This is a genomic window from Streptomyces iconiensis (assembly GCF_028657195.3).
Classification (GTDB): domain Bacteria; phylum Actinomycetota; class Actinomycetes; order Streptomycetales; family Streptomycetaceae; genus Streptomyces; species Streptomyces iconiensis.
In genome coordinates this window covers 1-24,352 of the sequence record NZ_JANCPR020000083.1, presented here as the reverse complement: position 1 = coordinate 24,352, position 24,352 = coordinate 1, and the positions used below count along the sequence as shown (strand labels likewise).

Sequence of the window (24,352 nt, the reverse complement as noted above, 5' to 3'; positions counted from 1 at the left end):
GGCCGTGGCCCCGCCCTCGCACGTGAAGCGCACGGGCCGCCGCACGACGCCCTGCCGAACGTCCTGCCGCACGCACTGCCCCCGGGCGTCCGTCCGGGCGTCCGTCCGGGGCATGCGGTGGCCCGGTGTCAGCCGGCGTCAGCCGGTGCCGCTCGGGACGACGCAGCCCGGCGGCTGGGGGCGCCCCTCGGGCCAGGCGAGGCCGGAGAAGGCGACCTTCCGGGTGCGGGGATCCAGGCGGACGACGGCGACGGGCTTGTTGTACGGGTTGCCGCCATTGGTGAGACAGATCCAGCCGCTGGTGCCGCGCACGCGGTGTGCGGAGTCCAGGCGTGGCCACTGCGCAGCGACGCGCTCGCGGGGCGGGACCGAGCCCGCGGCCCGCGCGTTGGCGAGGAAGACGGCCTGCGCGATGGTGTGCACCCCGTCGTGCACGAGCATCGTGCGGGAGTCGTCCAGCCGTACGGGGCCGATGTCCCCGGCACTCTCCTTCGTGATCAGCGCGCGCAGCGCGGCCAGTTCGCGCTGCGGCTCGGTGAGATAGGCGGGCCGCCCCGCCTCCCCCGGCTTCTTGCCCGTGGCCTTCTTCCGCTCCTTCTCCCAGTCGCGCAACGACACGTCCCAGGCGTCGGGGTGCGCCGGGGCCGCGTACTCGACGGTGATCGCCGGCTTGCCCGGTTCGGTACCGCGCAGCTCCCGCCAGTCGGCGGCGCTCATGTACCGGTCCAGGGTCGCGGCGCCCGAACCGCTCACGATGGTGTAGCTCTTGTCCCCGCACGGCGCCGCCGCCAGCTTCAGTGCGAACAGGCGCAGATGGACGGGGCGTCCGGCGAAGTAGACGATCTTCGCCTGGGACTGGCAGATGTTGTGCCCGATCAGCGCGAAGTCGTTGCCCGTGTCGCCCTGCTTGGTGATGCCGGGCGAGGTGAACTCCTGGTCCTTGGAGCCGGGCGGCCCCTTCTCCGGGCGGCCGAAGGCCGAGGCCAGTGAATCGACGTAGATGTCACCGCGCCTGGTGTCCCTGACCAGCACGGTGTCCTTGTCCTTGAGGTCGCGGTGGAATTCGGCGAGCGCGTCGGCCTGCTTGTGGTTGGTGGGGATGACGCGGGCCAGACCGTCGAAGCGGGGCTTCCCGGTGGCGTCGGGCAGGTTGGCCAGTTCGTCGGCGGTGACACGGCTGGCGAGCACGGGGATCTTCAGATCGTTGGTGAGCCGGTCGATGACGTCCCTGGTGGAGGTCAGGCTGAGGTTGAAGCCCGTGACGGCGCGGAGGTTGTCCTCGGTGGAGTCGGCCATCTCCGCGAGCCTGTCGACCACGCGTGCGTGCTGGCGGTAGTCGTCGCCCGGGTTGGCCAGCACCAGGCGCATCTTCGGCTCCTCCTCCTGCCTGTTGGCCCGGTACTGCGCCAGGTAGGCCCCCTGCAGCTCACTGCGCAACTGCCTGCGCTCGGCCTGGATGTCGGGCTGGAGCGGCAGCATCACCGCCACGGTGATGTGGGGTCCCGCGGCCACCCTGCGGTTCTCTTTGGCGATGGCGCCCGCCACCTTGCGGATCTCCGGAGTGCCGAAGTCGTAACCGGAACCGTTGGTGCCGACACACTCGCCCCCGCTCTTCTCGACGCCGTCGGCGCACAGGTCGGGCGAGACGACCGCCTCACGGATCACATAGCCGCCACCCCCGACAAGGGCCAGGGCGAGGACCACGGTGAGCGCCTTGCGCAGCCCGTTCGCCCAGAACACGTTGAAGAACCAGTTGAACACCGACCCTGCCCCCTCCTGCTGATGCCTGCCCGCCGTCCACCGCCAACTGCCTGCCGCCTGCTGCTACTGCCGACCGCCCGCCCGACCGCCCGACCGCCTACCGGATGTGCCCTGTGCACGCGCACGGCAGCAACGCCTGCTTGTTCCCCGCGCGTTCGCTCCACTCGCCGGCGACCCGCGTCAGTACCTCGGCGCCGTGTTCGGACTCGTCGCTGAGCCGCTCAAGCAGCAGCCGCAGGGTGCTGGTCACGGCATCGTCGACCGTCCGCGCCCTGTCCTCGCACAGCCATACGACATGCAGCAGCTTGTCGACACGGCGGTGGAAGGCACCCCCGCGCGTTCCCCCGGCGCCGAGCGCACGCGCGCGCCGGTCGTCGGGCCCGCCGAGCAGCGGTACGTCAGCGATGGCGAGCAGTTCCCCGCACCAGTCCCGGGTCTCGCGGGTGTAGAACGTACGGGCCAGGTAGTTGGTGACCGCTTCGGCGCCCGGGGCGCCGTGGCCGTTCCCGGCACCGTCGGCGGCGAGGTGGTGGTGCATACGGTGTGCCGCCGCCGTGCCGAACAGCGCGTCAGGTGCCCCCTCCTCCTCTCCCGCGAGGCGGTCGCGCAGGAAGGTGTGGTCCTCCCGCCAGGCGGCACCACCGGCCCGCGTCCCGTACAGCCGCCGCGCCAGCAGATGGCGCAGCCCGAGGTCCCCGATGAAGTGCCGCGGGCAGTGCGGCCAGCCGCAGTCGCGCAGCAGTTCCGCGATGCGGTAGGCGGACAGCCGCTCCTCCCGTTCCGCCTGCCGCTCCCGCATCAGCGCCTGCGCGCAGTCGGCGTCGTGCGCGACCGACAGATGGCTGAGCAGGTCGAGCCAGTGCTCGCGCTGTTCGGGCGGGAGTTCCTCGGGGAGCTGGCGGACGACGAGATCGTCCAGGAGCACGTCGGCGACGGCGTGTTCCTCCTGCTCGTCCCGCGTACCCGCGGGTGCGTCGAGCAGGTCCCAGTCGGAGCCCTCCTCGGGCATCCGGAAGGCGGCCGTCGCCTCAGCGAGCCGGGAGACGAACAGCGGGCGCCCGCCGCTCAGCCTGCGGATGCCCGTCTCCACCCGCAGCCGCGAGGGGCCGCTGCCGGGAAAGCCGGGGCCCACGGGCAGACCCTGACCGCCCGCGCCCGTGCCCACGCTCCCCTGTGTCCTGGCGATCTCGCGTTCCTGCTGGTCCCGGGTCAGCAGGGGCATACGGACGAGAAGGGCGCCCCGCCCGGGAGACGCGAGCCCGGGGTCGCCGACGGGGCTGCGGCTCCAGGTGGGCAGCCCGCCGTCAGCCGGCTGCCAGGTGGCCGCTCGGCCCTCGTCGGCGTGCCCCGGGGGATGGAGGAAGCGCCCGCCGTCCTCGCGGCGCGCGGTGGCGAGCACGACGAGCCTGTCGTGGTGCCCGCGTTCACGGTCCTCCAGAACGGCCCTGGTCAGCCGGCGTCCGAGGGTGTTGTCCGCCCGGTCGAGCAGCAGCGCGGGGCGTCCCACCCGCGTCATGCGTCCCGTGACGGAGGTGTGCGCTGCCTCGATGTCCTCGCGCAGGGCGCGGAACAGGAATTTCTCGGCGTTCTCGCGGCCCTGGCCGCCCTGCTGGAAGTGCGCAGCCAGGGTGTGCAGGCCCAGTTCAGGCGAACCGCCGGCCCCCGGGTACTCGCCGTAGCAGCGCTTCAGCGCGGCCGTGCCCTCCCTGGACATGCGCGCGAGCAGTTCGTCGAGGACGGCGCTGATGATCGGCACGGCGGCCGGCGTGGCCACGAGACCGCCGAGCGCCGCGAGGTAGCCCCGCACAGCGCGGCTCAGCACCCCGCGCCAGAAGGTCCCGGGCGGCAGCAGGCCGTCCTGCTCCCGCACCTCGCTGACCAGGGACTCCGTACTGGAGCGCCGATCGCTGGTGGCGACGGCCAGCAACCCCGCGTACAGCCGGGGCGCCGGCAGGGCCCCACCGGTGCCCTGCCACTTGCCGAACTGGAGCGCCATCTCGCGCAGCGCCTCGGTCACCTCGGACCGTAACTCCGGGCGCTGCGCGACCCGTTCGGTGACGGCTGGCGCACCGCAGTCGAGATGCGCCGTCGGCACGAAGCGCCCGAAGTCGTGCCGCACGCAGCCCAGCAGCCGCCCCTTGCCCATGCCAGGGCCGCCGACCAGGAAGACAACGGGCAGGTCGGGCCCGTAGAGCGGTTTGCGTTGGCGCCCTGAGCGGGTCCTGCCGAGCAACCGGGCGACGAATCCGTCGTCGTCGAGCAGCCTGTCGAACCCGAGATCGTCCTGCACAAGCCCCCCGAGGCAGCACGTCCGAAACGGTGTGAGGTGCGTCGTGAGAGTAGTGCAAAGCACCGCACGAGGGGAGCGGTCTCACACCCTCCGCGTGCGGAGGTCGGGGCCTGTGTGACAGGTGCGCAGGACGGTACGCATGTGCCGCCCGGACACCCCGATGCCCCGACGCCCCGGCTCCCCGATGCCCCGATGCCCCGATGCCCCGATGCCCCGATGCCCCGACGAGCAGCATCCGGGCCGCCCAGGCCCCCCTCCCCGCCCGGCCGCTCCGCCCCGGCCCATCCGGCCGTATCCCGCCCGCGACCCGCCGCGGCCCACCGCACCCCACCGCTCCACAGTTCGGCAGACGCCGAAGCGTCCCGCGTCTAACGTGCAGGTCATGGCACCCCTCCCGAGCCTCCCGCACCGCACGCACCTTCGGCACCTCCCCCACCCCTCGGGCTCCGCACGCCAGGCACGCGCATGACCACCGTCGAGATGGTGGCCGTTCTGCTCGCGGGCGTGGGCGCGGGCGGCATCAACGCCGTTGTCGGCTCCGGATCGCTGATCACGTTTCCCGTACTGCTCGCCACCGGCATGCCACCGGTCACCGCCACCGTCTCCAACGCGCTCGGCGTCATACCCGGCTCCCTCACCGGCGCCCTCGGCTACCGGGAGGAGCTGCGCGGCCAGGGCAGACGCCTGCTGCGCCTGGGTACGGGCGCCCTGCTCGGCGGCTTCACCGGGGCGACACTGCTGCTGACGCTCCCCGCCGCCGCCTTCGAACGGATCGTGCCGGTGCTGGTGGGACTCGCGCTGGTCCTGGTGGTGCTCCAGCCCTGGCTGAGCAGAGCCGTACGCCGCCGCCGCGAGGCAGCGGCAGCGGCCGGCGAGCACACGGCCGACGAGCACATGGCCAGCGAGCACGTAGCCAGTGAACACGCGGGCTCCCGGCCCGGGAGGACCCGCAGGGACGGCGGGCCGCTGCTGTACGCCGGGCTGACGCTGGCCAGCGTCTACGGCGGCTACTTCGCCGCGGCGCAGGGCATCCTCTACATCGCCCTGATGGGCATGCTCCTCGACGAGACCCTGCACCGGCTGAACGCCGCCAAGAACGTGCTGGTCGCGCTGGTCAACGCCGTGGCCGCGCTCTTCTTCCTCTTCGTGGCCGACTTCAGCTGGACGGCCGTCGCGCTCATCGCGGCCGGGTCGGCGCTCGGCGGCCACGTGGGAGCCCGGATCGGGCGGCGGCTGAGCCCCACCGTTCTGCGCGGGCTCGTCGTGGCCGTCGGCGGGGTCGCGCTGGTGCACCTGCTGAGGTGAGGGACGGGCTGCCGGGGCTCCAGTAGCAGGTCGCGCAGCGAGGGGGGATTATGGTCATACCCTTTAAAGAGGGACATTTAGCGATGCCCCCCACCCGGCGTGAAGGAGCCACGCGCACCCGATACGTGACGTGGGAGTGAGCCGTTCCATGAGCACCACCACCCGTCCCGGCCGTCACGATGCCCCGAACACGGACGCCGACTTCCGGGCGATCGCGAACATGCGGGAGTGCCCCGAGCGCAGGCGGCTCCGGGAGGGCGTGGTGACGGCGTGGCTGCCGATGGCACACCGCCTGGCACGCAGATACCGCAACCGGGGCGAGGCCCTGGAGGACCTCGAACAGGTCGCCGCGCTGGCCCTGGTCAAATCCGTCGAACGGTACGACCCGGAGCGGGGCAACGCCTTCGAGACGTTCGCGATCCCCACGATCGACGGCGAACTGAAGCGGCACTTCCGCGACAACATGTGGGAGGTCCACGTCCCCCGCAGGGTCCAGTCCCTGCGCAACCGCGTGCGCAGCAGTCTCCGCGAGCTGGAACTGACCGCCTCGGGCGGCTCGGGCCACTCCCCCACGGTCGCCGAACTGGCCGCGCACAGCGGCCTGTCCGAGGAGGAGACCCTGATGGGCCTGGAGGCCCTGCACAGCTTCACCTCACTGTCCCTGGACGCCCCCGTCACCCAGGACACCGGCGGCGGTGCACCCGAGGCCGTCCACCTCATCGACACCCTCACCTCCGACGACCCGCGCTACGACCACATCGTCGACCGCGAGGCCGCCAGAACGTATCTGTGCCATCTGCCCGAACGCGAGCAGTACATCCTCTACCTGCGGTTCTTCCATGAGATGACCCAGTCGCACATCGCGGTGCTGCTCGGCATCTCGCAGATGCACGTCTCCCGCCTCATCTCCTCGGCATGCCGCCGCGTACGCGAGGAGATCGAGGGCGCCGAGCAGCCGGAGCGACCCGGGGAACACGAGGAACACAAGAAAGCCGACCCCGACCCCGATCCCGGAACCGAAGCCGACAGCGAGGCCGGCACCGGCACCACGTGACGCCGGGGGCGGCCCAGGTGGCGCGTGGTCAGCCGTGCTTTCACACCGCCGGGGCACGTACGCACCCTCAGCGTGCGCGCACTTACGTTCCGTACGCGGGTCGGCAAAAGCCGTCCACCGGGCGGGAGTCCGGCACTCCTACCGCGGCTCGGGCCCCGTCGGCGGGAGGTGCGGGTTGGCGCCCCGCTGCCAGGAGGACTCAACGGACTCGGGGCTGTGCAGCGGGAGATCGGGGTGGTGGCCCGCGGGCGGCGGCCAGACGGGCCTGTGCTCGGCGGGCAGCGTGGCGAGGGCCTGGCTGACGCTGGCGTAGTCGGGCAGCACCTCCGTACTGCCCGTCACCGCGAGGAGGTGCGCCAACCGGCGGCCGACGCAGGCGAGCAGTAGCATCCCGTCGCGGCGGTGCAGCAGCCAGCGCAGCGCGAGCAGGCAGTTGAGGCCGCGGGAGTCGCAGAAGACGAGCGCGGTCACATCGAGAACGAGGTAGCGGTAGCCGGCGCTGAGCGCAGCGCCGATGCGGTCGAGGTAGAACTTCTCGGATCCGTGGTCGAGTTCACCGCTCAGCCGCAGTACGGCGCACTCGTCGCCGACGGCGAGCGAGGTGATCGACAGTCGGTCGGTGTCCCACGCGCTCATCCCACTCCCCTCCCCCGCAGCGGTTCGGCGATGAGGCCGGTTCCGTTCCACTGGTGCCACGCATTCGACGACAGTCTAGATCCAGCCGGGGACCACGCGGCATGCGGAACGGCCAGCACCGTATCGGGGGTCGGTCGATGCCGTTCCGCGAGGAGTGCGCGCCCGGGGGAGGGCGCCTCGGCCCCGGCGGCGACGACTCGTGTCCCATAGTGACGCGGGACATACGTAAGGTGAGAACGCCGGGGCGCCGTGGGCCGGTTGGTGCCCGGAGCCGGACTCGAACCGGCACGGCCCGAAGGCCAACGAGGTTTAAGCTCGTCGTGTCTGCATTCCACCATCCGGGCACCGGCTCCTGGACCGCGTTGTGCACTCCGGAGCGCACACGGCCCTCCCCAGGGCGCGGGGATGAGCCTATCCAGGGTCATCCCCCGAACAGCGGATCGACAGACCGATGTTGTCTTATTTTATTGGCAACTGACGGCTCATCAGTACCACATGCGCCACTTCGGAGCGCTGCCCCGCACGTGCCCGGCTCGCCAGGAATGACGGAAAGTCGCCGCTCGGTCACGCGTTCCCGGCCCGTACCGCGAGGAAAGCCGGTCCTTACCGCGAGAAAAGGGTGCCGAAGGGCAGCGTCGCGGCGGTCGCATCAGGGTCCGTTGTCATCCCCAAGGAGGACGGGCGGAGCGCGGGGTACGTCCGAAGGCCCCCCGGAAACCGGAGCGGGGGCTGATCCGGAGCGGCGGAATGGAAGCAACGATGGAGGCACAACGAAAGTTCCGTCCGCCCTTCACCGTCTCGACAGGAGCACCGCGCCGTGACGACCAGCACACGCCCCCAGAACCCCGCGGGAGACCCGCGCTCAGCAGCCCCCGTCCAGGGATACGCCGGTGTCGCCGCGGCGCGGGCCACGGAACTGTCCAAGGTCTACGGCCAGGGCGAGACGCAGGTCGTCGCGCTGGACCGGATAACCGTCGACTTCCGGCAGGCCGAGTTCACCGCGATCATGGGCCCCTCGGGTTCCGGCAAGTCCACGCTGATGCACTGCATGGCGGGGCTCGACTCGATCTCCCAGGGCAGCGCGCGCATCGGTGACACCGAGCTGACGAGCCTCAAGGACAAGAAGCTGACCCAACTGCGGCGCGACCGCATCGGGTTCATCTTCCAGGCGTTCAACCTGCTTCCCACCCTGAACGCGCTGGAGAACATCACCCTCCCCATGGACATCGCGGGCACCAAGCCCGACCGCGCCTGGCTCGACCGCGTGATCCAGACCGTCGGCCTGGCCGACCGGCTCAAGCACCGCCCCAACCAGCTCTCCGGCGGCCAGCAGCAGCGCGTCGCCGTCGCCCGCGCGCTGGCGGCGAAGCCCGAGATCATCTTCGGGGACGAGCCGACGGGCAACCTCGACTCCCGTTCCGGCGCCGAGGTCCTCGGCTTCCTCCGCAACTCCGTGCGTGAGCTGGGCCAGACCGTCGTCATGGTCACCCACGACCCGGTCGCCGCCGCCTACGCCGACCGCGTCGTCTTCCTCGCCGACGGGCGCATCGTCGACGACCTCATGGGCCCGACGGCCGACAGCGTGCTGGAGCGGATGAAGTCCCTCGACGCCAGGGTGCGTACGAGCTGAGACAGCGCGCGAGCGCGCGTCCCGTACCCGACACCTCTCCCAGGAACTTCACCCAGGACTCCCCATGCTCCGTACTGCCTTGCGCAATGTCTTCGCGCACAAGGCCCGGCTGCTGATGACCATGCTCGCCGTGCTGCTCGGCGTGGCCTTCGTCTCCGGCACCCTGGTCTTCACCTCGACCATCTCCGAAGCCTTCCACAAGAGTTCGCAGAAGGGCTTCGCGCACGTCGACGTCTCCGTACGTCAGGACAACAGCGACGCGCCCGAAGGCCGGGGCTCCGTCTCGCCGATCAGCCAGCGCACCCTGGAAAGGGCCGGAGACCTGCCCGGCGCCAAGTCGGCGACCGGCGTCGTCTCCGGGTTCGCCGCGCTGTCCGACAAGGACGGCAAGCTCGTCGGAGACGGCTTCTCCACCAACGGCGCCAACTACTACGCGGGCGACAACGGCCAGGGCACCGACCCCCGTTACCCGATGAAGAGCGGCAAGGCGCCGCGCGCGCCGGGCCAGGTCGCGCTGGACGCCAAGACCGCCGAGCGCACCGGCTACAAGGTCGGCGACACCGTACGGATGTCCATCGACGGGCCCGTGCGCGAGGAGAAGGTCACCGGCGTCTTCACCACGGACGCCGGCAACGTCGCCGCCGGCGGCACCCTCGTCCTCTTCGACAACGCCAGCGCGCAGAAGCTCTTCGCCAAGCCCGGTGAGTACACCGAGATCGCCCTCGCCGCCCAGCAGGGCGTCTCGCAGACCGCGCTCAAGCAGCAGGTCGAGAAGATCCTGCCCGCGCACGCCGAGGCCGTCACCGGCAAGAAGCTCGCCGACGACGAGTCCAAGACGATCGAGTCGAGCATGTCCGGCATGAAGACCAGCCTGCTGGCCTTCGCCGGCATCGCGCTGTTCGTCGGCATCTTCATCATCGCCAACACCTTCACGATGCTCGTCGCACAGCGCACCAAGGAGCTGGCGCTGCTGCGGGCCGTGGGCGCCAGCCGCCGCCAGGTGACACGTTCGGTGCTGATCGAGGCGCTCGCCGTCGGCACCGTCGCCGGGCTCGCCGGCATGGCCGCCGGAATCGGTATCGGTGCGGCGCTGCGCACCCTGGTCGGGAAGATGGGCACCATGCCCTCGGGCCCGCTGGTGATCGAACCTTCCACGGTGGTCACATCGCTGGTCGTCGGCGTCGTCGTCACGGTGCTCGCCGCCTGGCTGCCCGCACGCCGCGCCGCCAAGATCCCGCCGGTCGCCGCGATGGGCAGTGTGCACGCCCCCGCGACCACGCGTTCGCTGGTGGTACGGAACACGATCGGCGCGCTGTTCGCCGGTGCGGGCGCCGCGCTGGTGCTGCTGGCGACCTCCATGGACGACGGCAAGGCCCCGATGGGTCTGGGCGCCGGGCTGCTGCTGATCGGTGTCTTCGTACTGACGCCACTGCTGTCCAGGCCGCTGATCGCCGCCGCGGCGCCCGTACTGCGGATGTTCAACGTGAGCGGCAAGCTGGCCCGTCAGAACGCGGTGCGCAACCCGCGCCGTACGGCGGCCACCGCCTCGGCGCTGATGATCGGCCTCACCCTCATCACCGGCCTCACGGTGATCGCCAACGGTGTCCAGAAGGGCATCGACAAGATGGCCTCGGACTCCCTCAAGGCCGACTACACCATCTCGATGGCCAACTACACGCCGCTCTCGCCCGACGTGGACAAGAAGCTGTCCTCGATGGACGAGGTCACCGCCACCTCCCCGCTGCGCAACACACCCGCGGAGATCGACGGCGACACCGAGTACCTGACCGGCGTCAACGGCGCCACCATCGGCAAGCTCGCCTCGCTGGACTTCCGGCAGGGCGGCTGGGCCGGGCTCAGCGGCGGCAAGAAGGTCGTGGTCGACACCGAAACGGCCAAGAGCAAGGGCTGGAAGCTCGGTTCGACGTTCGAGGTGGCCTACGACGACGGCAAGAAGGGCACCTTCTCGGTCGGCGGCCTCTACAAGGGCAACCAGATGATGAAGGGCATCCTGGCCGACAACGCGTCCGTGACCCCGCACATGGCCAAGGTCGCCGACATGCAGATCCTCGCCAAGACGAAGGACGGCGCGGGCGCCAAGGTCAAGGAAGCGCTCAACAAGCAGCTCGGCAACAACCCCGCCGTCCTCGTCCAGGACAAGAAGGACGTCTCCGAGGGCGTCTCGCAGATGATCAGCCTGATGCTGAACATGCTCTACGGGTTGCTCGCGATGGCCGTCATCGTGGCCGTGCTCGGCGTGATCAACACGCTGGCCATGTCGGTCTTCGAACGCGGCCAGGAGATCGGGATGCTGCGCGCCATCGGTCTCGACCGGCGCGGCATCAAGCGGATGGTGCGGCTGGAGTCGCTGGTCATCTCGCTCTTCGGCGGGGTGCTGGGCATCGGACTCGGCGTGTTCTTCGGCTGGGCGGCCGGCGAACTGATCGCCGGAGCCGGGCTGGACACTTACACGCTGGTCCTCCCCTGGGGCAGGCTCGGCCTCTTCCTCGCCCTCGCGGCACTGGTCGGCGTCCTCGCCTCCCTCTGGCCCGCACGCCGGGCCGCCCGCCTCAACATGCTGGCCGCGATCAAGACCGAGTGACACTTGATCGCGGGGTACCCCCGGGCCCCGTCTCCTCTCACGAGGGGGCGGGGTCCGTCCTCGTCCTCCACGGGGGGCCTCGTCCTCCTGGGGGAGGGCCACCCCACCCTTTCCCGCCGCGGCGGCGGACACCCCCGACAACCTCGCGCCGCCAGGCCCGCCCGGCACCGCCGGACCACGCCGTCGGACGACTCGCCGCCGCGGCGGAAAGAGGTTGGCGACCTCTCCCCCGCCGGGCACCCCCTCAGAGGGGGGACGAGTCAGCTCTCGGTCCAGGAGCGGGGGCGTAGCGGGAGGGTGGAGGTACCGGCGGTGGGGGTTTTGACGGCGAGAACCTGGTTCACGCCGATCCGGTTGCGCTCGAAGGAGAGGGCGGAGGCAGCCATGTAGAGGCGCCAGACGCGGGCGCGGCCGGGGGAGGTGAGGCGGGCCGCCTCGGGGAAGGCCGCCTCCAGGTTGGCGACCCAGGCGCGCAGCGTACGGGCGTAGTGCTCGCGCAGGGACTCCATGTCGCGCACCTCGAACCCCGCCTCCTCCAGCATGCTCACCGTGCGCCCCACGGGCGCGAGTTCGCCGTCGGGGAAGACGTACGCGTCGATGAACTCGTCGACCTCGTACGCCTCTTCGTCGGCCAGCGGGCGCCGCGCGATCTGGTGGTTGAGCAGCCGCCCGCCCGGCTTCAGCAGCGCGTACAGGTCGGTGGCGTACTCGCGGTAGCGCGCGTCACCGACGTGCTCGGCCATGCCGACGGAGGAAATGGCGTCGTACGGGCCGTCGTTGACCTCGCGGTAGTCCTGGACGCGGATCTCCACGCGGTCCGTCAGCCCCTCCTCGGCCACCCGCTTACGGCCGTACACGGCCTGCTCCCGGGAGAGCGTGACGGCGACGGCGCGTACGCCGTACTCACGCGCAGCGTGCAGTACGAGGGAGCCCCAGCCGCCGCCGACGTCCAGCAGCCGCTGGTCCTCGCGCAGCGCGAGCTTGCGGCAGATGAGGTCGAGCTTGTCGCGCTGGGCCTCTTCCAGGGTTCCGTCCTGCTGCCAGTAGGCGCAGGAGTAGACCATGCTGGGGCCGAGCACCAGCTCGTAGAAGTCGTTGCCCACGTCGTAGTGGTGGCGGATCGCCTTGCGGTCGCGGCTGAGGGTGTGGCGCAGCCCGGTACGCCGGCGGTTCTCCTCCGGCGGTGGCGGAGGCGGCAGCGAGGGCCCGGCCAGCTTCAGCAGTTCGGCGCCCGCAGCCCGTACGTCCGGGTCGCGCGCGAGCCCGAGCAGGGAGCGGGCGCCCGAACTGTCCTCGCCCGTCTCCCAGATCAGCCCGGCCAGCACATCGAGCGCGCCGTAGAGGTCGCCCTCGACGTCGATGTCCCCGGCGACCCAGGCGCGCGCGAGCCCCAGCTCGCCCGGACGCCACAGCACTCGGCGCAGCGCACGGCGGTTACGGAGCACGAGGACGGGCGCTCCCGGCGGCCCTGCCTCGCTCCGGTCCCAGGCGCGTACGCGGACGGGGAGCGGCGCTCCCAGTGCCTTCTCCGCGAGTGCGGCGATCCGTGGCGCGACAGCGGCCATTGAGCACACCTCCGTGAAATGAAGGGGTGGATTCCCCATACACGTAACACGACCTGGGGTCGGTGTATGCCCACTGTGCACAGAAAACCGAGGGGGTTCACCCGAGATTCGCCGTGCGCCGCAGCACTTCAGCCAAGCGCGCGCTCCGGAGCCCGCACATGCGCACACGCCCATACGCTCCGGACCGCACGCGTGGCCGCGCCGCCGAGCAGCCTCTCGCTTCCGGCTCCGGACATGCCGGAGGGGCGTGAGCCCCACGGACGGCTCACGCCCCTCTTGGCGTGCGGTCAGGTGAAGGGAGAGGGCACGGCGGGCCCGCGCCCGGTGAGGCTCAGGAAGCCGTGGCCTTCTCGCCCTTGCTGTCCACCTTGTCGTCCGCCTTGTCGGGCTCGGTGGCAGCCGCCGCCTTCGCCGCTGCCGCGGCCGTCACCGGCGCTGCGGCCTCGTAGAACTCTCCGCGCGGGTGCTCCATCGCACCGAGCGAGACGACCTCGCGCTTGAGGAACATCCCGAGGGTCCAGTCGGCGAAGACCCGGATCTTACGGTTCCAGGTCGGCACCGCCATGCCGTGGTAGGCACGGTGGAAGTACCAGGCCAGCCGACCCTTCAGCTTGATCTTGGTCTTGCCGACGACGATCATCGCGACGCCCTTGTGCAGGCCGAGGCCGGCGACGGCGCCCTTGTTGGAATGCTTGTACTTCCCCTGGGGGAAGCCGCGCATACCGGAGATGACGTTGTCACCGAGCGCCTTCGCCTGACGCAGCGCGTGCTGTGCGTTGGGCGGGCAGAAGGCGCCCTCCTTGCCGGCGGCGAGGTCAGGAACCTGGGCGTTGTCGCCCGCTGCCCAGATGTGGTCGGTGCCCTTGACCTGGAGGTCGGCGCCGACGTCGACATGTCCCTTGGGGCCCAGCGGCAGACCGAAGCGCGAGAGCACCGGGTTCGGCTTGACGCCGGCGGTCCACACGATCGTGCTGGAGTCGACCTCCAGGCCGTTCTTGAGCACTACGTGGCCGTCCACGCAGGAGTCCATCGAGGTGCCGAGGTAGACCTCGATGCCGCGCTTCTTGAGGTGTTCGAGGCCCCACTCGCCGAGCTTGGGCCCGACCTCGGGAAGGATCCCGGGGGCCGCGTCGACGAGCACGAAGCGCATGTCCTCGCGCTTGACGTTCGGGTAGTACTTGGCGGCGTCGCGCGCCATGTCCTCGACCTCGCCGATCGTCTCGGCGCCGGCGAAGCCACCGCCGATGAAGACAAAGGTGAGGGCCTTGCGACGGGCGTCCTCGTCCTGTGTGGAGTCCGCCTTGTCGAGCTGCTCAAGTACGTGGTTGCGCAGGCCGATCGCCTCCTCCACGCCCTTCATGCCGATGCCGTTCTCGGCGAGCCCGGGCACGGGGAAGGTCCGGGAGACCGCGCCCATCGCGATGACCAGGTAGTCGAAGGGCAGCTCGTACGCCTCGCCGACCAGCGGCGTGACGGAGGCGACCTTGCGGTCCTGGTCGATCGTGGTGACGCGGCCCGTGAGGACCTCGGCCTTGGGGAGCACGCGTCGCAGTGGGACCACGACGTGGCGGGGGGAGATGCTGCCTGCGGCAGCTTCGGGCAGGAAGGGCTGGTACGTCATGTACGACCGCGGGTCGACGACCGTGACGGTCGCCTCGCCGTAGCGCATCTTCTTCAGAATGCGCCGCGCTGCGTACAGACCGACGTACCCGCCACCCACTACGAGGATTCGGGGACGCTCCGTGGTGCTCATGAAATCGAGTATCCACCCAGGGCGGGGGGTGACTTCGTGAGGGCCTTCACAAGCACCTGTACCCCCTCTGCTACACTCCGCCGCCTCGTGATCGACCCCACAGGGACCGAGGGGAACCACTCCGCCCCGCGAGCCGTTCACGCACATCTTGAGCTGCGGTAATCACGGACCTCTCCGGTGGACCACTCGCCCGTGCTTCTCCGGGCGAGCTGACCGTAACGTGACGCTACGGCCCACCCGCGTACGCGTCGCCCCAGGAACATGTCGCTCCGTCTCGAAAAACGGCCCTCACCGGGCACTTTTCCATGTGAAGAAATTCACGAAAGTCCTCGGCGCTGAGTTTTCGCGGGCTGCCCTCACCCGCTTTCACCCCTATCAGCGGAGTGTTCGCGTGCTCAAGTGAGACCCGGGGCCTCTGGTGCGGCTCGGGGTCTCACTCCCGGCGGCCCCCTCGGCCGCCCCTTCGGCCGCCCTCCTCAGCCACTCCCCTCGGCCGCCCTCAGTCGCCCGCTCAGCCCGCCGGCCTGTACGTGCCGAACGACCACAGGTTGCCCTCGGGGTCCTTGGCTGCGTAGTCGCGGGAGCCGTAGTCCATGTCCGTGGGCCCCGAGACGATCTCGGCGCCCGCCGCGGCAGCGCGTTCGTGGTGCGCGTCGATGTCCTCGACCACGACGTAGACACAGGCGGGGCCCAGCGACCCCATGGGCCCCGAGTCCTTGGCCGTGCCGAGCATGACGGTGCCGTCACCGAGGCGCAGTTCGGCGTGGGCGATGTCGCCGCCCTCGCCCTCGTGCACCTGCGTCGCCTCGAAGCCGAACGCCTTCTCCAGGAACGCGATCGCCGCGCGCGCGTCGCGGTATGTCAGTGCGGGGTACAGCGGCATGGCGGAGTCCTCCTCGCCGGGACGGTCGGCCCCGCGAGCGGGGCCCGTACCCGAGCGACGTTACGACGCCGCCAGGGCCCCGTATTGGACGAATGGGAACGCGCCCGGAGGATGCCGTCCCGCGAGGTAGACGGTGGGCGAACAGCCGGCCAGCGCACGGAAGTCCCTGTTCAGATGCGCCTGGTCGTAGTAGCCGCACGCCTGGGCCAGCGCCGAGAGGCCACCGCCCCGCGTGTCCCGGATGGCCTGTACGTCCCGGGTGGCCTGCGCGCCTTGCGGGTCCTGCGCCGCCTGCGCCGCCTTCGCTTCCAGCAGGCGCAGCGCGTGCTGGAAGCGCAGCACACGCGCGTACACCTTGGGCGGCATGCCCACGTGCTCCCTGAACCTGCCCGCCAGCCGGCGCCTGCTCCAGCCCGTCTCGCGGGCCAGCTCGGCGACCGTCGTACGGCCCTCCGTACGGGTCAGCAGGTCAACGGCGTGCGCCACCTCGGGCGTTGGCGGCGGCGCGTCGGCTACCAGGTCGCACAGCACGCGGTCGGCGAGCGCGAAACGCGCCGTCCACGTGGGCGCCTCGGCCAGGCGAGCGGCGAGCCCGGCGAGGGGACGCGGGGCCAGGTCGTCCCAGCGCACGACCCTGTTCGCGTACGCGCCCGGCGGCACGCCGAACGCCGCGTGCGCCCCGGCCGGGGTCAGCCGGATCTCCATGCCGTGCTGCGCCCCGTCGTGCTCCGTGATGACGGGGGCGTCGAAGAGGCCCGCGACGAAGCTGTTGTGCGGTTGCGGCGTGGGGCCCGCCGATGCCGATGCCTCCGACGCCGCCGACGCCGCTGTCGCTGAGGGGCCCGTCGTCGCGGGGCCGGCCGTCGAGTGTGCGGCCGGTGTCACCGCGATCGGGTCGCCGAAACTGAGGATCAACGTCACGCCGCCGTACGGGAGTTCAGTGCGGCGCAACGGGGTCGCTCTGCGCTCCCAGTACCCCTCGTACGTCTCGACGATGCCGCCGGCCAGCGGCTTTGCGGGAGCCCGCTCCCACATGCGCCAGTCCCCACCGTCCACGTGTCGCACGCCTTCACCCCCGGCCCCGCTGCGGGATCCGCTGCCGCTGCCTTCCACGCCTCTCACGGTGCCAGGCCCCTCTGACAGGGGGTCGCGCCCGTCCTTCGCGGCGCACGGTGAGTTCGGCACCGCCGGACAGGGCGTCTCGGGTGCGCGCCGTCGCGGCGGGAAGATTTGAGGGTGCCCCCTACCCCGGGGCGGGGCGGTGGGTGTGCCAGTGCTGGTCGGCTTCCAGTTGGGAGGCCAGGGAGATGAGGAGGGGTTCTGTGTGTGCGGGGCCCAGGAGTTGGGCTCCCAGGGGGAGGTTGGTTTCGGTGAGGGCGGCGGGGACATTGATGCCGGGCCAGCCGAGGACGTTCCAGGGCCAGGCGTAGGGGCAGTGGGCGATCATCGCGCGGTCGGTCCGCCAGCCGGAGAGCGCGGCGAGGTCTCCGATACGAGGGGGCGGGGTGGCGGTGGTGGGGGCGAGGACCACGTCGTAACGGCGGAAGATCTTGCCGACGTGGTGCCGCAGCGGCCCCTCCGCCGCCCGCGCGGCACGCAGCACGGGCCCTGCCAGAAGCTGCCCCGTACGGGCCGCCCCCCGGGTACGGGGATCGAGCAGCGCGGGGTCGGGCATGCGGGAAGCCCACTCGCGGATACCGGCCGTCGCGCGGGGCACGAAGGTCAGGCCGATGGGCCCGTAGTGCGGGTCGGCCTCCTCCACGTCATGGCCGAGCGCGTCGAGCCGGTCGGCGACCGCCCGTACGGCCGCGGTCACGGCCGGGTGCAGCGTCTTGGGAGTCGCGGTGAACGCCCACCGGGTGGAGAGCGCGATCCGCAGCCGCCCGGGGTCGCGCCCGACGGCGGCCAGCGCGTCGATGGGAGGCGGCCTGTGCAGGTCACCCTCGTGGCTGCCGCCCGCCACGTCGAGGAGCAGCGCCGCGTCCTCGACGGTACGAGCGAGGGGGCCGTAGACGGTGATGCCGTTGAAGGACTCGGGGTCGGGCCAGGTGGAGATGCGCCCGCGCTGCGGCTTGATGCCGATCAGATGGGTCCAGGCGGCGGGGATACGGACGGAGCCCGCGCCGTCCGAACCGAGCGCCGCGGGCACGAGTCCCGCGGCGACGGCGGCTGCCGAGCCGCCCGAGGAGCCGCCGGGTGTGTGGGCCGGGTTCCAGGGGTTACGGGTTTGCCCGAAGGCACGGCCCTCGGTGAAGGGCCACTGGCCGAGTTCGGGGCTGTTGGTCTTGCCGACGATCACGGCACCGGCAGCGCGCAGCCGCCGTACCACCTCGGCGTCGGCCGTCTTGGGCGCGAAGTCGCCCGCACAGCCGAAGGCAGTGGGCTCGCCCGCGACATCCGTGTCGTCCTTGACCGCGAGCGGGACCCCGAGCAGGGGGCGCCGCTCACCGGCGCGCAGCGCGTCGTCGGCGGCTTCCGCCTCGGCGAGCGCGGCCTCCTCGCGCACCCTGCGGAAGGCGTTGAGGGAGTGCTGGGTGGCGCGGATGCGTTCCAGCGCCCGTTCGGTGAGGGCGCGTGAGGTCGTGTGCCCCTCGGCCAGTTCCGCCGCGGCCCGCGCGAGCCCCGGCAGGGGCCCGCCGGTGCTCACGCCCGCCGCTCGTGGCTCTTCCGCTGACCCGGTCTCGGTCGACATCGGCACCTCGCACCCTCGTTCGGCGTTCCGGATGCGCCTACTGTCCCCGAACCCGGGCCGCTTCGAAACCCATGAGTAACCCGGCCATGGGCACGTGGCACGCGGAACGTGCGGCTGCCATGGCCGGGCGCGCGGGGTCGGAGAACGCCCCGGTGGAACGCCCGGTGATCAGCAGACTCCCGTGGTCAGAACGCTCCGGTGATCTGCAGGCTCCCGTGGTCGGAACGCTCCGGTGATCAGCAGGCGCTCCCGTGGTCAGAACACGTCCGTCGGCACGTAGGCGCCCCACACCTCGCGGAGCGCGTCGCAGACCTCGCCGACGGTGGCGCGGGCGCGGAGGGCCTCGCGCATGGGGTAGAGGACGTTCGCCTCGTCGCCCGCAGCCGCCTTCTTGAGATCGGCGAGCGCGGCCTCCACGGCGGCGCCGTCCCGCTCGGCGCGCAGCCGTGCGAGGCGGTCGGCCTGCTGCTGTTCGATGGCGGGGTCGACGGTCAGCGGCTCGTAGGGCTCTTTCTCGGCCATCTGGTACCGGTTGACGCCGACGACGACGCGTTCCCCGCTGTCGGTCTCCTGCGCGATGGCGTAGGCGCTGCGCTCGATCTCGCCCTTCTGGAAGCCCTGTTCGATCGCGGCGACGGCTCCGCCGCGGTCCTCGACCTGCCGCATGAGATCGACGGCCGCCGCCTCCACGTTGTCGGTCATCGACTCCATGACGTACGAGCCGGCGAACGGATCGACGGTCGCCGTCACATCCGTCTCGTAGGCGAGTACCTGCTGCGTGCGCAGGGCCAGGCGTGCCGACTTGTCGGTGGGCAGTGCGATGGCCTCGTCGTAGGAGTTGGTGTGCAGGGACTGGGTGCCGCCGAGGATGGCGCCGAGCGCCTGTATGGTCACCCGCGCCAGGTTCACCTCGGGCTGCTGCGCCGTCAGCTGTACACCGGCCGTCTGCGTATGGAAGCGCAGCATCAGCGACTTGGGGTTCGTGGCGCCGAACTCCTCACGCATCACCTTCGCCCAGATCCTGCGCGCCGCACGGAACTTGGCGACCTCCTCCAGCACCGTCGTCCGCGCGACGAAGAAGAACGAGAGGCGGGGCGCGAAGTCGTCCACGTCCATCCCCGCAGCCACCGCCGTACGTACGTACTCGATGCCGTCGGCGAGCGTGAAGGCGATCTCCTGCGCGGGCGTCGCTCCCGCCTCGGCCATGTGGTAGCCGGAGATCGAGATCGTGTTCCACTTGGGGATCTCGGTCCTGCAGTACTTGAAGATGTCGGCGATCAGCCGCAGCGAGGGCTTGGGCGGGAAGATGTAGGTGCCCCGCGCGATGTACTCCTTGAGCACGTCGTTCTGGATGGTGCCCGTCAGCTGCGTGGGCTCGATCCCCTGCTCCTCGGCGACGAGTTGGTAGAGGAGCAGCAGCAGTGCGGCGGGTGCGTTGATCGTCATCGACGTGGAGACCTTGTCCAGCGGGATGCCGCCGAACAGGACCCGCATGTCGTCGATGGAGTCGATGGCCACGCCGACCTTGCCGACCTCACCGCCCGAGATCTTCGCGTCGCTGTCGTGGCCCATCTGGGTCGGCAGGTCGAAGGCGACGGACAGGCCCATCGTGCCGTTCTCGATCAGCTGCTTGTAGCGCTCGTTGGACTCCGCGGCCGTACCGAACCCCGCGTACTGCCGCATCGTCCATGGCCGGCCCGTGTACATCGACGGGTACACACCGCGCGTGTACGGATAGGAGCCGGGCTCCCCCAGCTTCTCGGACGCTTCCCACTCCCGCAGCGCGTCCGGCCCGTAGACCGGCTCGATGGGCTGACCGGATTCGGATAGGCGAGCCATGGTGAAGCCTCCGTGAAAGCCGTGCTGTGGGTACTGTCGGGTGCTGACGGGCCGCCGTGCGCGCGAGACACGAAGCCGCGGAAACCACGGAAGCCGCCGAGGCCACCGAACCCGCCGAGAGCACAGCAGCCGCGAAGAACGCAGCCGCCGTACGCGCGCGGGACGGACGGGTGCGGCGAACGCGTCCACGCCCGCCACGGACTGTAGCGACCGGCGTGCGAGCCGTGGAGGTCCGCCGCCTGGGACCTTCCTCACAGCATCCCCCGCAGCCGCGCAGGTTCGCGAGGGCGGCACGCTGGGCAGTGATGGACCGGTACATCCGTCGGACTGTCCGGGGGGACGGGAATGCGCGGGGTGGGGGCATCAACTCGTCGTGGCCTGGCCGCGGTAGCGGCCTTGCTGGTGGCGTGCGTTGTAGCGGGCTGCCAGGCACAACCCGGCGCGGGCGGGGCGCCCGTACGGGTGTCGAAGGCGCCGCAACAGGTGCCGAAGGAGCCGCGGAAGGCCCCGCCGCACACGCCGTCACCGACTCCGTCCGTGACCAAGACCACACCCTCGCCCCCGCCTTCTCCCACCCCGCGCGCCACCCGTCCCGTCCGGCCGGTCGCACAGACCGTGCTGGGTCCCGGCGCGCGTGGCGAGCGGGTACGTGAACTCCAGGCGCGGCTGCGGCAGATCGGCCTCTTCGGCCAGAACCCGACGGGCTACTACGGCACCGTGACGGCCGCCTCCGTCTCCGCCTTCCAGCGGCAGCAAGGGCTGCCCCGCACCGGCAAGGTCACCGACACGCTGCTGCACGCCCTGCGTGCCCGCACCCATGCACCGCTGCGCGACGAGTTGTACCCGCCCACGACACGGCCCCTGGCCAAGCCGGACCCGCGCTGTACGACGGGGCGCGCGCTGTGCATCAGCAAGAAGAGCCGGACGCTGGCGTGGATGGTGAACGGGGAGGTACGCGCGGCGATGGACGTGCGCTTCGGCTCCGCCTACACCCCGACCCGCGAGGGCCTCTTCAAGGTCGACTTCAAGAGCCGCCACCACCACTCCACGCTCTACGACACCCCGATGCCGTACGCGATGTTCTTCAGCAGGGGTCAGGCGGTGCACTACTCCTCCGACTTCGCGGCCCGCGGCTACTCCGGCGCCTCGCACGGCTGCGTGAACGTACGCGCGAAGAAGAAGCTGGCCAAGGTCTTCGCCGAGGTCAGGAACGGCGACAAGGTCGTCGTCTACAAGTGAGCGGTGGCCCTGGCGGCGCGTAACCGTGTACGGCGCAGCCGATCAGGCCCGCTAGGGCAGCGGCCCGCCCTGGGGCAACGGGCCGTCGTGCGGGGCCGGGGTGTCGGACGGGGCAGGGTCGCCGGGTGGCGTGTGCCGGCCCTCTCCGGACAGCAGGGGGGCGCGGGCGGGACCGGGGACTGCAACCTTCCGGGGAGCGACCCCCGTAACCCCCGAGAAGGGGGCGCGGGCGGGACCGGGGGAACGTGTCCCGCCCGCGCCTATCGCGCGAACCCAGAGGTACGGGGGGAACCTCGGGCTTTCCGCGCCGCCGATGACCAGTCGGCTCACTCTCTTCAGCGTCGGGTGCCGAAAAAGTGTCACACCGGAAGTCAGCTTCCGGATGTGGCGCCCGTCACCGCACCTTCGGCTCCGCCTCCGGTGCCCGTCGCCCCGGATTCACCGGGGCCGTCGGGGACGGAGGGCGCCGCGCCCGCCGAGCCTCCGTTGGAGTTGCCTGAGCCGCCCGGGCCGCCTGAGTCGTCCTCCCCGCCGGAGCCGCCTGGCCCCTCGGGGCCGTCTCCGTCGCCGCCCGAACCGCCCTGACCCCCGTGCCCGTTGGAACCGCCGTGTCCGTTGGAACCGCCACCGTGCTGGCCCGAACCCCCGGAGCCGACCGCTCCGTTGGAGCCGCCCGAGGAGGCGGGCGGGAGGCCGTGCCGGGCGCAGAACTTCTGCACGACGGCGCGTCCGCCGGCGGCGCGCTCCAGCTTCCTGCGGTCGCCGGGGCTGAGCTTGCCCTCGGAGTAGGCCCGGCACAGGGCAGCGGCGATGGCCTTCTTGCCGGGGCCTGAGCCGTACCGGTTGTCGCGGTCCTCGTCCCGGCCGCGGTCCCGGTCGTTGGCGGTGCTTTTGCCCGAACCCTTGCCGCGTTCGTGGGGCGAGCCGCTCTCGGAGCCGGCGCCGTCGTCCTCGGGTCGGCCCGAGCCGTCCTTGTCGTCGCCCGGCTCCTTGGAGGGGTGCTTGCGGTCGCGCTTGCCGCCGGCGGTGTCCTGGTCCTTTTCGCCGTCCGTGCCCTCGCTCGTACCGCCCTTGGACTTTCCCTCGCCGCTGGGGCTGGCCACGGGCGAGACGCTCGCGGCGGGGGTGCCCCCGCCGCCGAAGGGGGTGGGCAGCACGCCGGCGCCCGCCGCTACGGCCACCCCGCCGAGCGCGCAGCCCGCGAGGGCCATCGCGAAACCGGCGCGCAGCGGTCTGCCCCCGAACAGGGAGCGCGCGCCGCGCCGTTCGTCATGGCCCGCGCGGCCCTTGCCTCTCCCCCACAGGCGGCTCCCGGCGGCGCCGACGGCCGCGGTCCCGCCCGATACGGAACCCGAAGCGGAATCACCGTCCGGCTCCGCCATCCCGACCGAGCCGCTGCGCAGCACACCGACACGCGCCTGCCGGAAGGCGTGCAAGGCGGCTGCCTCACCCGGGAGTTCGACGGGCGCGGCACCGCGTGCCGCGGCGGGCGGTGCCGCGTGTTCGGCGGCCAGTTCACCGAGAACGGAGGCGAGACGGTCGGCCGTACGGCGGTCGGCCTCGCGGAACCAGGCGCCCGAGGGGACGTTCAGCCCATCCTCACCCTTCGGACATTGACCACTTTCCGCCGCTTTCCGGTCCTGGTCCGCAGGCGGTATATCCGGTTGCGAGGGGGTCTGTTCGGTGGGGTTCGGGGTCCGTGTTTCCTGGAGTCCCTGGGCATCGACCGGCAGACCGCGCAGCAGGCGCTCCGCGGTTTGTTCGTCCAGCCAGTTGTACCGGTCGTCCGCCATCACGTTTCCCTCAGCGTTCGTGTGGCTTTATGCGTCACACCGCGCGCCATGCCCCTAGCCCTGCCCTCTCCCGCACCGCTGTCGGGTTTCGGCCGCGAACCGCCGCCGGCCTGGTCCGTCCCGGAACCCCCGGCGGAACCCCCCGCGGCGCCTCCGTGAGCGGGATCGCCCCCGCTGGAGGCCCCCTCACCGGCGTTCCCCTCGCTGGAGGTACCACCCGGCTCGCCCGCGCCGGCCACCCCGTCGGGGGACGCCTCCAGCATCTCGGCGAGCTTGCGCAGACCCCGGTGCGCGGCCGTACGTACGGCGCCCGAGCGCTTGCCGAGCACCTGCGCCGCGCTCTTCGCATCAAGCCCCACAACCACTCGCAGCACCACGGCCTCGGCCTGGTCGCGGGGCAGCCGGGAGATCAGCGCCATCGTGCGGCCCGTGCCCAGCGCTTCGAGCGCCTCGTCCGCCGTGTCGGTCCCCGCCGGCATACCGGCCAGCTCACTCTCGTCCCCGCCGACGGCCGGCCTGCGGCCCCGCATCCGCAGGTGGTCGAGGGCGCGGTTACGGGCGATACGGGCCGCCCAGCCACGGAAGCGGTCGGCGTCGCCCTTGAAGCGGGACAGGTCGCGGGCTATCTGGAGCCACGCCTCGGAGGCGACGTCCTCGGCGTCCGCGTCGGGAACCAGGGTGCGCACATATCCGAGCAGACGCGGGTGCACGGTCCGGTAGACGGTGCGGAAGGCGGGCTCGTCCCCCTCCTGCGCCGCGCGTACCGCAGCGGTCAGCTCCGCGTCGTCCCCCTGCACGCTCGTGTCTCGCCCCACTCCGCGAAATCGCGACGGTCCTGGCCGTTCTGGCCACGCCCCAGAGGGGGCGCGTCGTGTGCCATACGCCGTGTTGTTGTCCTGCCTGGCGGTCCTGTGGCCGTGCGGCCCGGTTGCCGTGTACGCCGCGCCAGGGGTCAGCTTCCTGGTGGCGATGCGATGAAGCACGCTAAGGCCAAGTGTGCTCGCTCGTCCATGCCGACCGTGCGGCCGGGTACAGCCGTAGGCAATGCGTGAGGACACGGTCGCCCGGTGTCAGTGACACCTGGGCGTAACAGATAGCGGGGGCACGGCGCAGATGTGAGTACGGGCAAGCCGCTGGCGTAGTGCGCCCGTGACCGACGGCGGCCGGGGTCTCTCCTGTGGGGGGTGGCGAGCTCGGCCGTCTTCGCATACCAGCCCCCCCACCCCAATGCCCCGCCCCACCCAACTCCCACCCCCAACTCCCACCCAACTCCACCGCAGGCCCGGATACGGCCGGGGGGAGTCCTAGAG

General features: G+C 71.5%; 16 protein-coding genes and 1 tRNA gene. 5 read left to right on the top strand and 12 right to left on the bottom strand.

Annotation, left to right across the window (positions count from 1 at the left end):
- Window positions 1-138: 138 nt before the first annotated feature.
- Together NMN56_RS41595 and NMN56_RS41590 are read right to left on the bottom strand one after the other, a co-directional pair.
- Complete coding sequence (locus NMN56_RS41595) at window positions 139-1,761, bottom strand: amino acid ABC transporter substrate-binding protein (protein ID WP_274046699.1); 1,623 nt, start codon at window positions 1,759-1,761, stop codon at window positions 139-141.
- A gap of 97 nt (window positions 1,762-1,858) precedes the next feature.
- The gene (locus NMN56_RS41590) at window positions 1,859-4,051 is read right to left on the bottom strand and encodes a hypothetical protein (RefSeq protein WP_274046700.1); all 2,193 of its coding nucleotides are present in this window, start codon (window positions 4,049-4,051) and stop codon (window positions 1,859-1,861) included.
- 465 nt (window positions 4,052-4,516) lie between these two features.
- Here NMN56_RS41590 and NMN56_RS41585 point away from each other — a divergent pair, with 465 nt between their 5' ends.
- Window positions 4,517-5,356 carry a sulfite exporter TauE/SafE family protein gene (locus tag NMN56_RS41585; RefSeq protein WP_274046701.1) on the top strand — a complete coding sequence of 280 codons (840 nt, stop codon included), beginning with the start codon at window positions 4,517-4,519 and terminating at the stop codon, window positions 5,354-5,356.
- 148 nt (window positions 5,357-5,504) lie between these two features.
- Window positions 5,505-6,410, top strand: coding sequence for a SigB/SigF/SigG family RNA polymerase sigma factor (locus NMN56_RS41580; protein ID WP_274046702.1), 906 nt, complete (start codon window positions 5,505-5,507; stop codon window positions 6,408-6,410).
- Between the two features lie 138 nt (window positions 6,411-6,548).
- Here NMN56_RS41580 and NMN56_RS41575 read toward each other — a convergent pair whose 3' ends face one another.
- Both NMN56_RS41575 and NMN56_RS41570 read right to left on the bottom strand, forming a co-directional pair.
- The gene (locus NMN56_RS41575) at window positions 6,549-7,046 is read right to left on the bottom strand and encodes an STAS domain-containing protein (protein WP_274046703.1); all 498 of its coding nucleotides are present in this window, start codon (window positions 7,044-7,046) and stop codon (window positions 6,549-6,551) included.
- A 259-nt stretch (window positions 7,047-7,305) separates the two neighbouring features.
- Window positions 7,306-7,390: transfer RNA gene (locus tag NMN56_RS41570), tRNA-Leu, on the bottom strand.
- A gap of 572 nt (window positions 7,391-7,962) precedes the next feature.
- On the opposite strand from NMN56_RS41570, the gene NMN56_RS41565 reads away from it, so the two are divergent.
- Window positions 7,963-8,676 (top strand): ABC transporter ATP-binding protein, encoded by a 714-nt coding sequence (locus NMN56_RS41565; protein WP_274046746.1) that lies wholly within the window; start codon window positions 7,963-7,965, stop codon window positions 8,674-8,676.
- Window positions 8,677-8,740: 64 nt separating this feature from the next.
- Window positions 8,741-11,278, top strand: a complete 2,538-nt coding sequence (locus NMN56_RS41560) for an ABC transporter permease (RefSeq protein ID WP_274046705.1) — start codon at window positions 8,741-8,743, stop codon at window positions 11,276-11,278.
- Window positions 11,279-11,538: 260 nt separating this feature from the next.
- Here NMN56_RS41560 and NMN56_RS41555 read toward each other — a convergent pair whose 3' ends face one another.
- The 6 genes from NMN56_RS41555 to NMN56_RS41530 form a co-directional block, all read right to left on the bottom strand.
- Window positions 11,539-12,843, bottom strand: a complete 1,305-nt coding sequence (locus NMN56_RS41555) for a class I SAM-dependent methyltransferase (protein ID WP_274046707.1) — start codon at window positions 12,841-12,843, stop codon at window positions 11,539-11,541.
- Between the two features lie 331 nt (window positions 12,844-13,174).
- The gene (locus NMN56_RS41550) at window positions 13,175-14,596 is read right to left on the bottom strand and encodes an NAD(P)/FAD-dependent oxidoreductase (protein WP_274046710.1); all 1,422 of its coding nucleotides are present in this window, start codon (window positions 14,594-14,596) and stop codon (window positions 13,175-13,177) included.
- A gap of 511 nt (window positions 14,597-15,107) precedes the next feature.
- The gene (locus NMN56_RS41545) at window positions 15,108-15,479 is read right to left on the bottom strand and encodes a VOC family protein (protein WP_274046711.1); all 372 of its coding nucleotides are present in this window, start codon (window positions 15,477-15,479) and stop codon (window positions 15,108-15,110) included.
- A 60-nt stretch (window positions 15,480-15,539) separates the two neighbouring features.
- Window positions 15,540-16,544, bottom strand: coding sequence for a helix-turn-helix domain-containing protein (locus NMN56_RS41540; protein WP_274046712.1), 1,005 nt, complete (start codon window positions 16,542-16,544; stop codon window positions 15,540-15,542).
- Window positions 16,545-16,722: 178 nt separating this feature from the next.
- Window positions 16,723-18,171: an amidase gene (locus tag NMN56_RS41535; protein WP_274046714.1), complete on the bottom strand. Its 1,449-nt coding sequence runs from the start codon at window positions 18,169-18,171 to the stop codon at window positions 16,723-16,725.
- Between the two features lie 255 nt (window positions 18,172-18,426).
- A complete protein-coding gene (locus NMN56_RS41530; protein WP_274046715.1) occupies window positions 18,427-20,010 on the bottom strand; it encodes an acyl-CoA mutase large subunit family protein in 1,584 nt (527 codons plus the stop codon).
- Between the two features lie 345 nt (window positions 20,011-20,355).
- Here NMN56_RS41530 and NMN56_RS41525 point away from each other — a divergent pair, with 345 nt between their 5' ends.
- Window positions 20,356-21,249, top strand: a complete 894-nt coding sequence (locus tag NMN56_RS41525) for a L,D-transpeptidase family protein (protein WP_274046716.1) — start codon at window positions 20,356-20,358, stop codon at window positions 21,247-21,249.
- Window positions 21,250-21,620: 371 nt separating this feature from the next.
- Here NMN56_RS41525 and NMN56_RS41520 read toward each other — a convergent pair whose 3' ends face one another.
- Both NMN56_RS41520 and NMN56_RS41515 read right to left on the bottom strand, forming a co-directional pair.
- The gene (locus NMN56_RS41520) at window positions 21,621-23,042 is read right to left on the bottom strand and encodes a hypothetical protein (protein WP_274046717.1); all 1,422 of its coding nucleotides are present in this window, start codon (window positions 23,040-23,042) and stop codon (window positions 21,621-21,623) included.
- Window positions 23,042-23,839 carry an RNA polymerase sigma factor gene (locus NMN56_RS41515; protein ID WP_274046747.1) on the bottom strand — a complete coding sequence of 266 codons (798 nt, stop codon included), beginning with the start codon at window positions 23,837-23,839 and terminating at the stop codon, window positions 23,042-23,044. Before NMN56_RS41515 ends, NMN56_RS41520 begins: the two co-directional genes overlap by 1 nt.
- Window positions 23,840-24,352 lie beyond the last annotated feature (513 nt).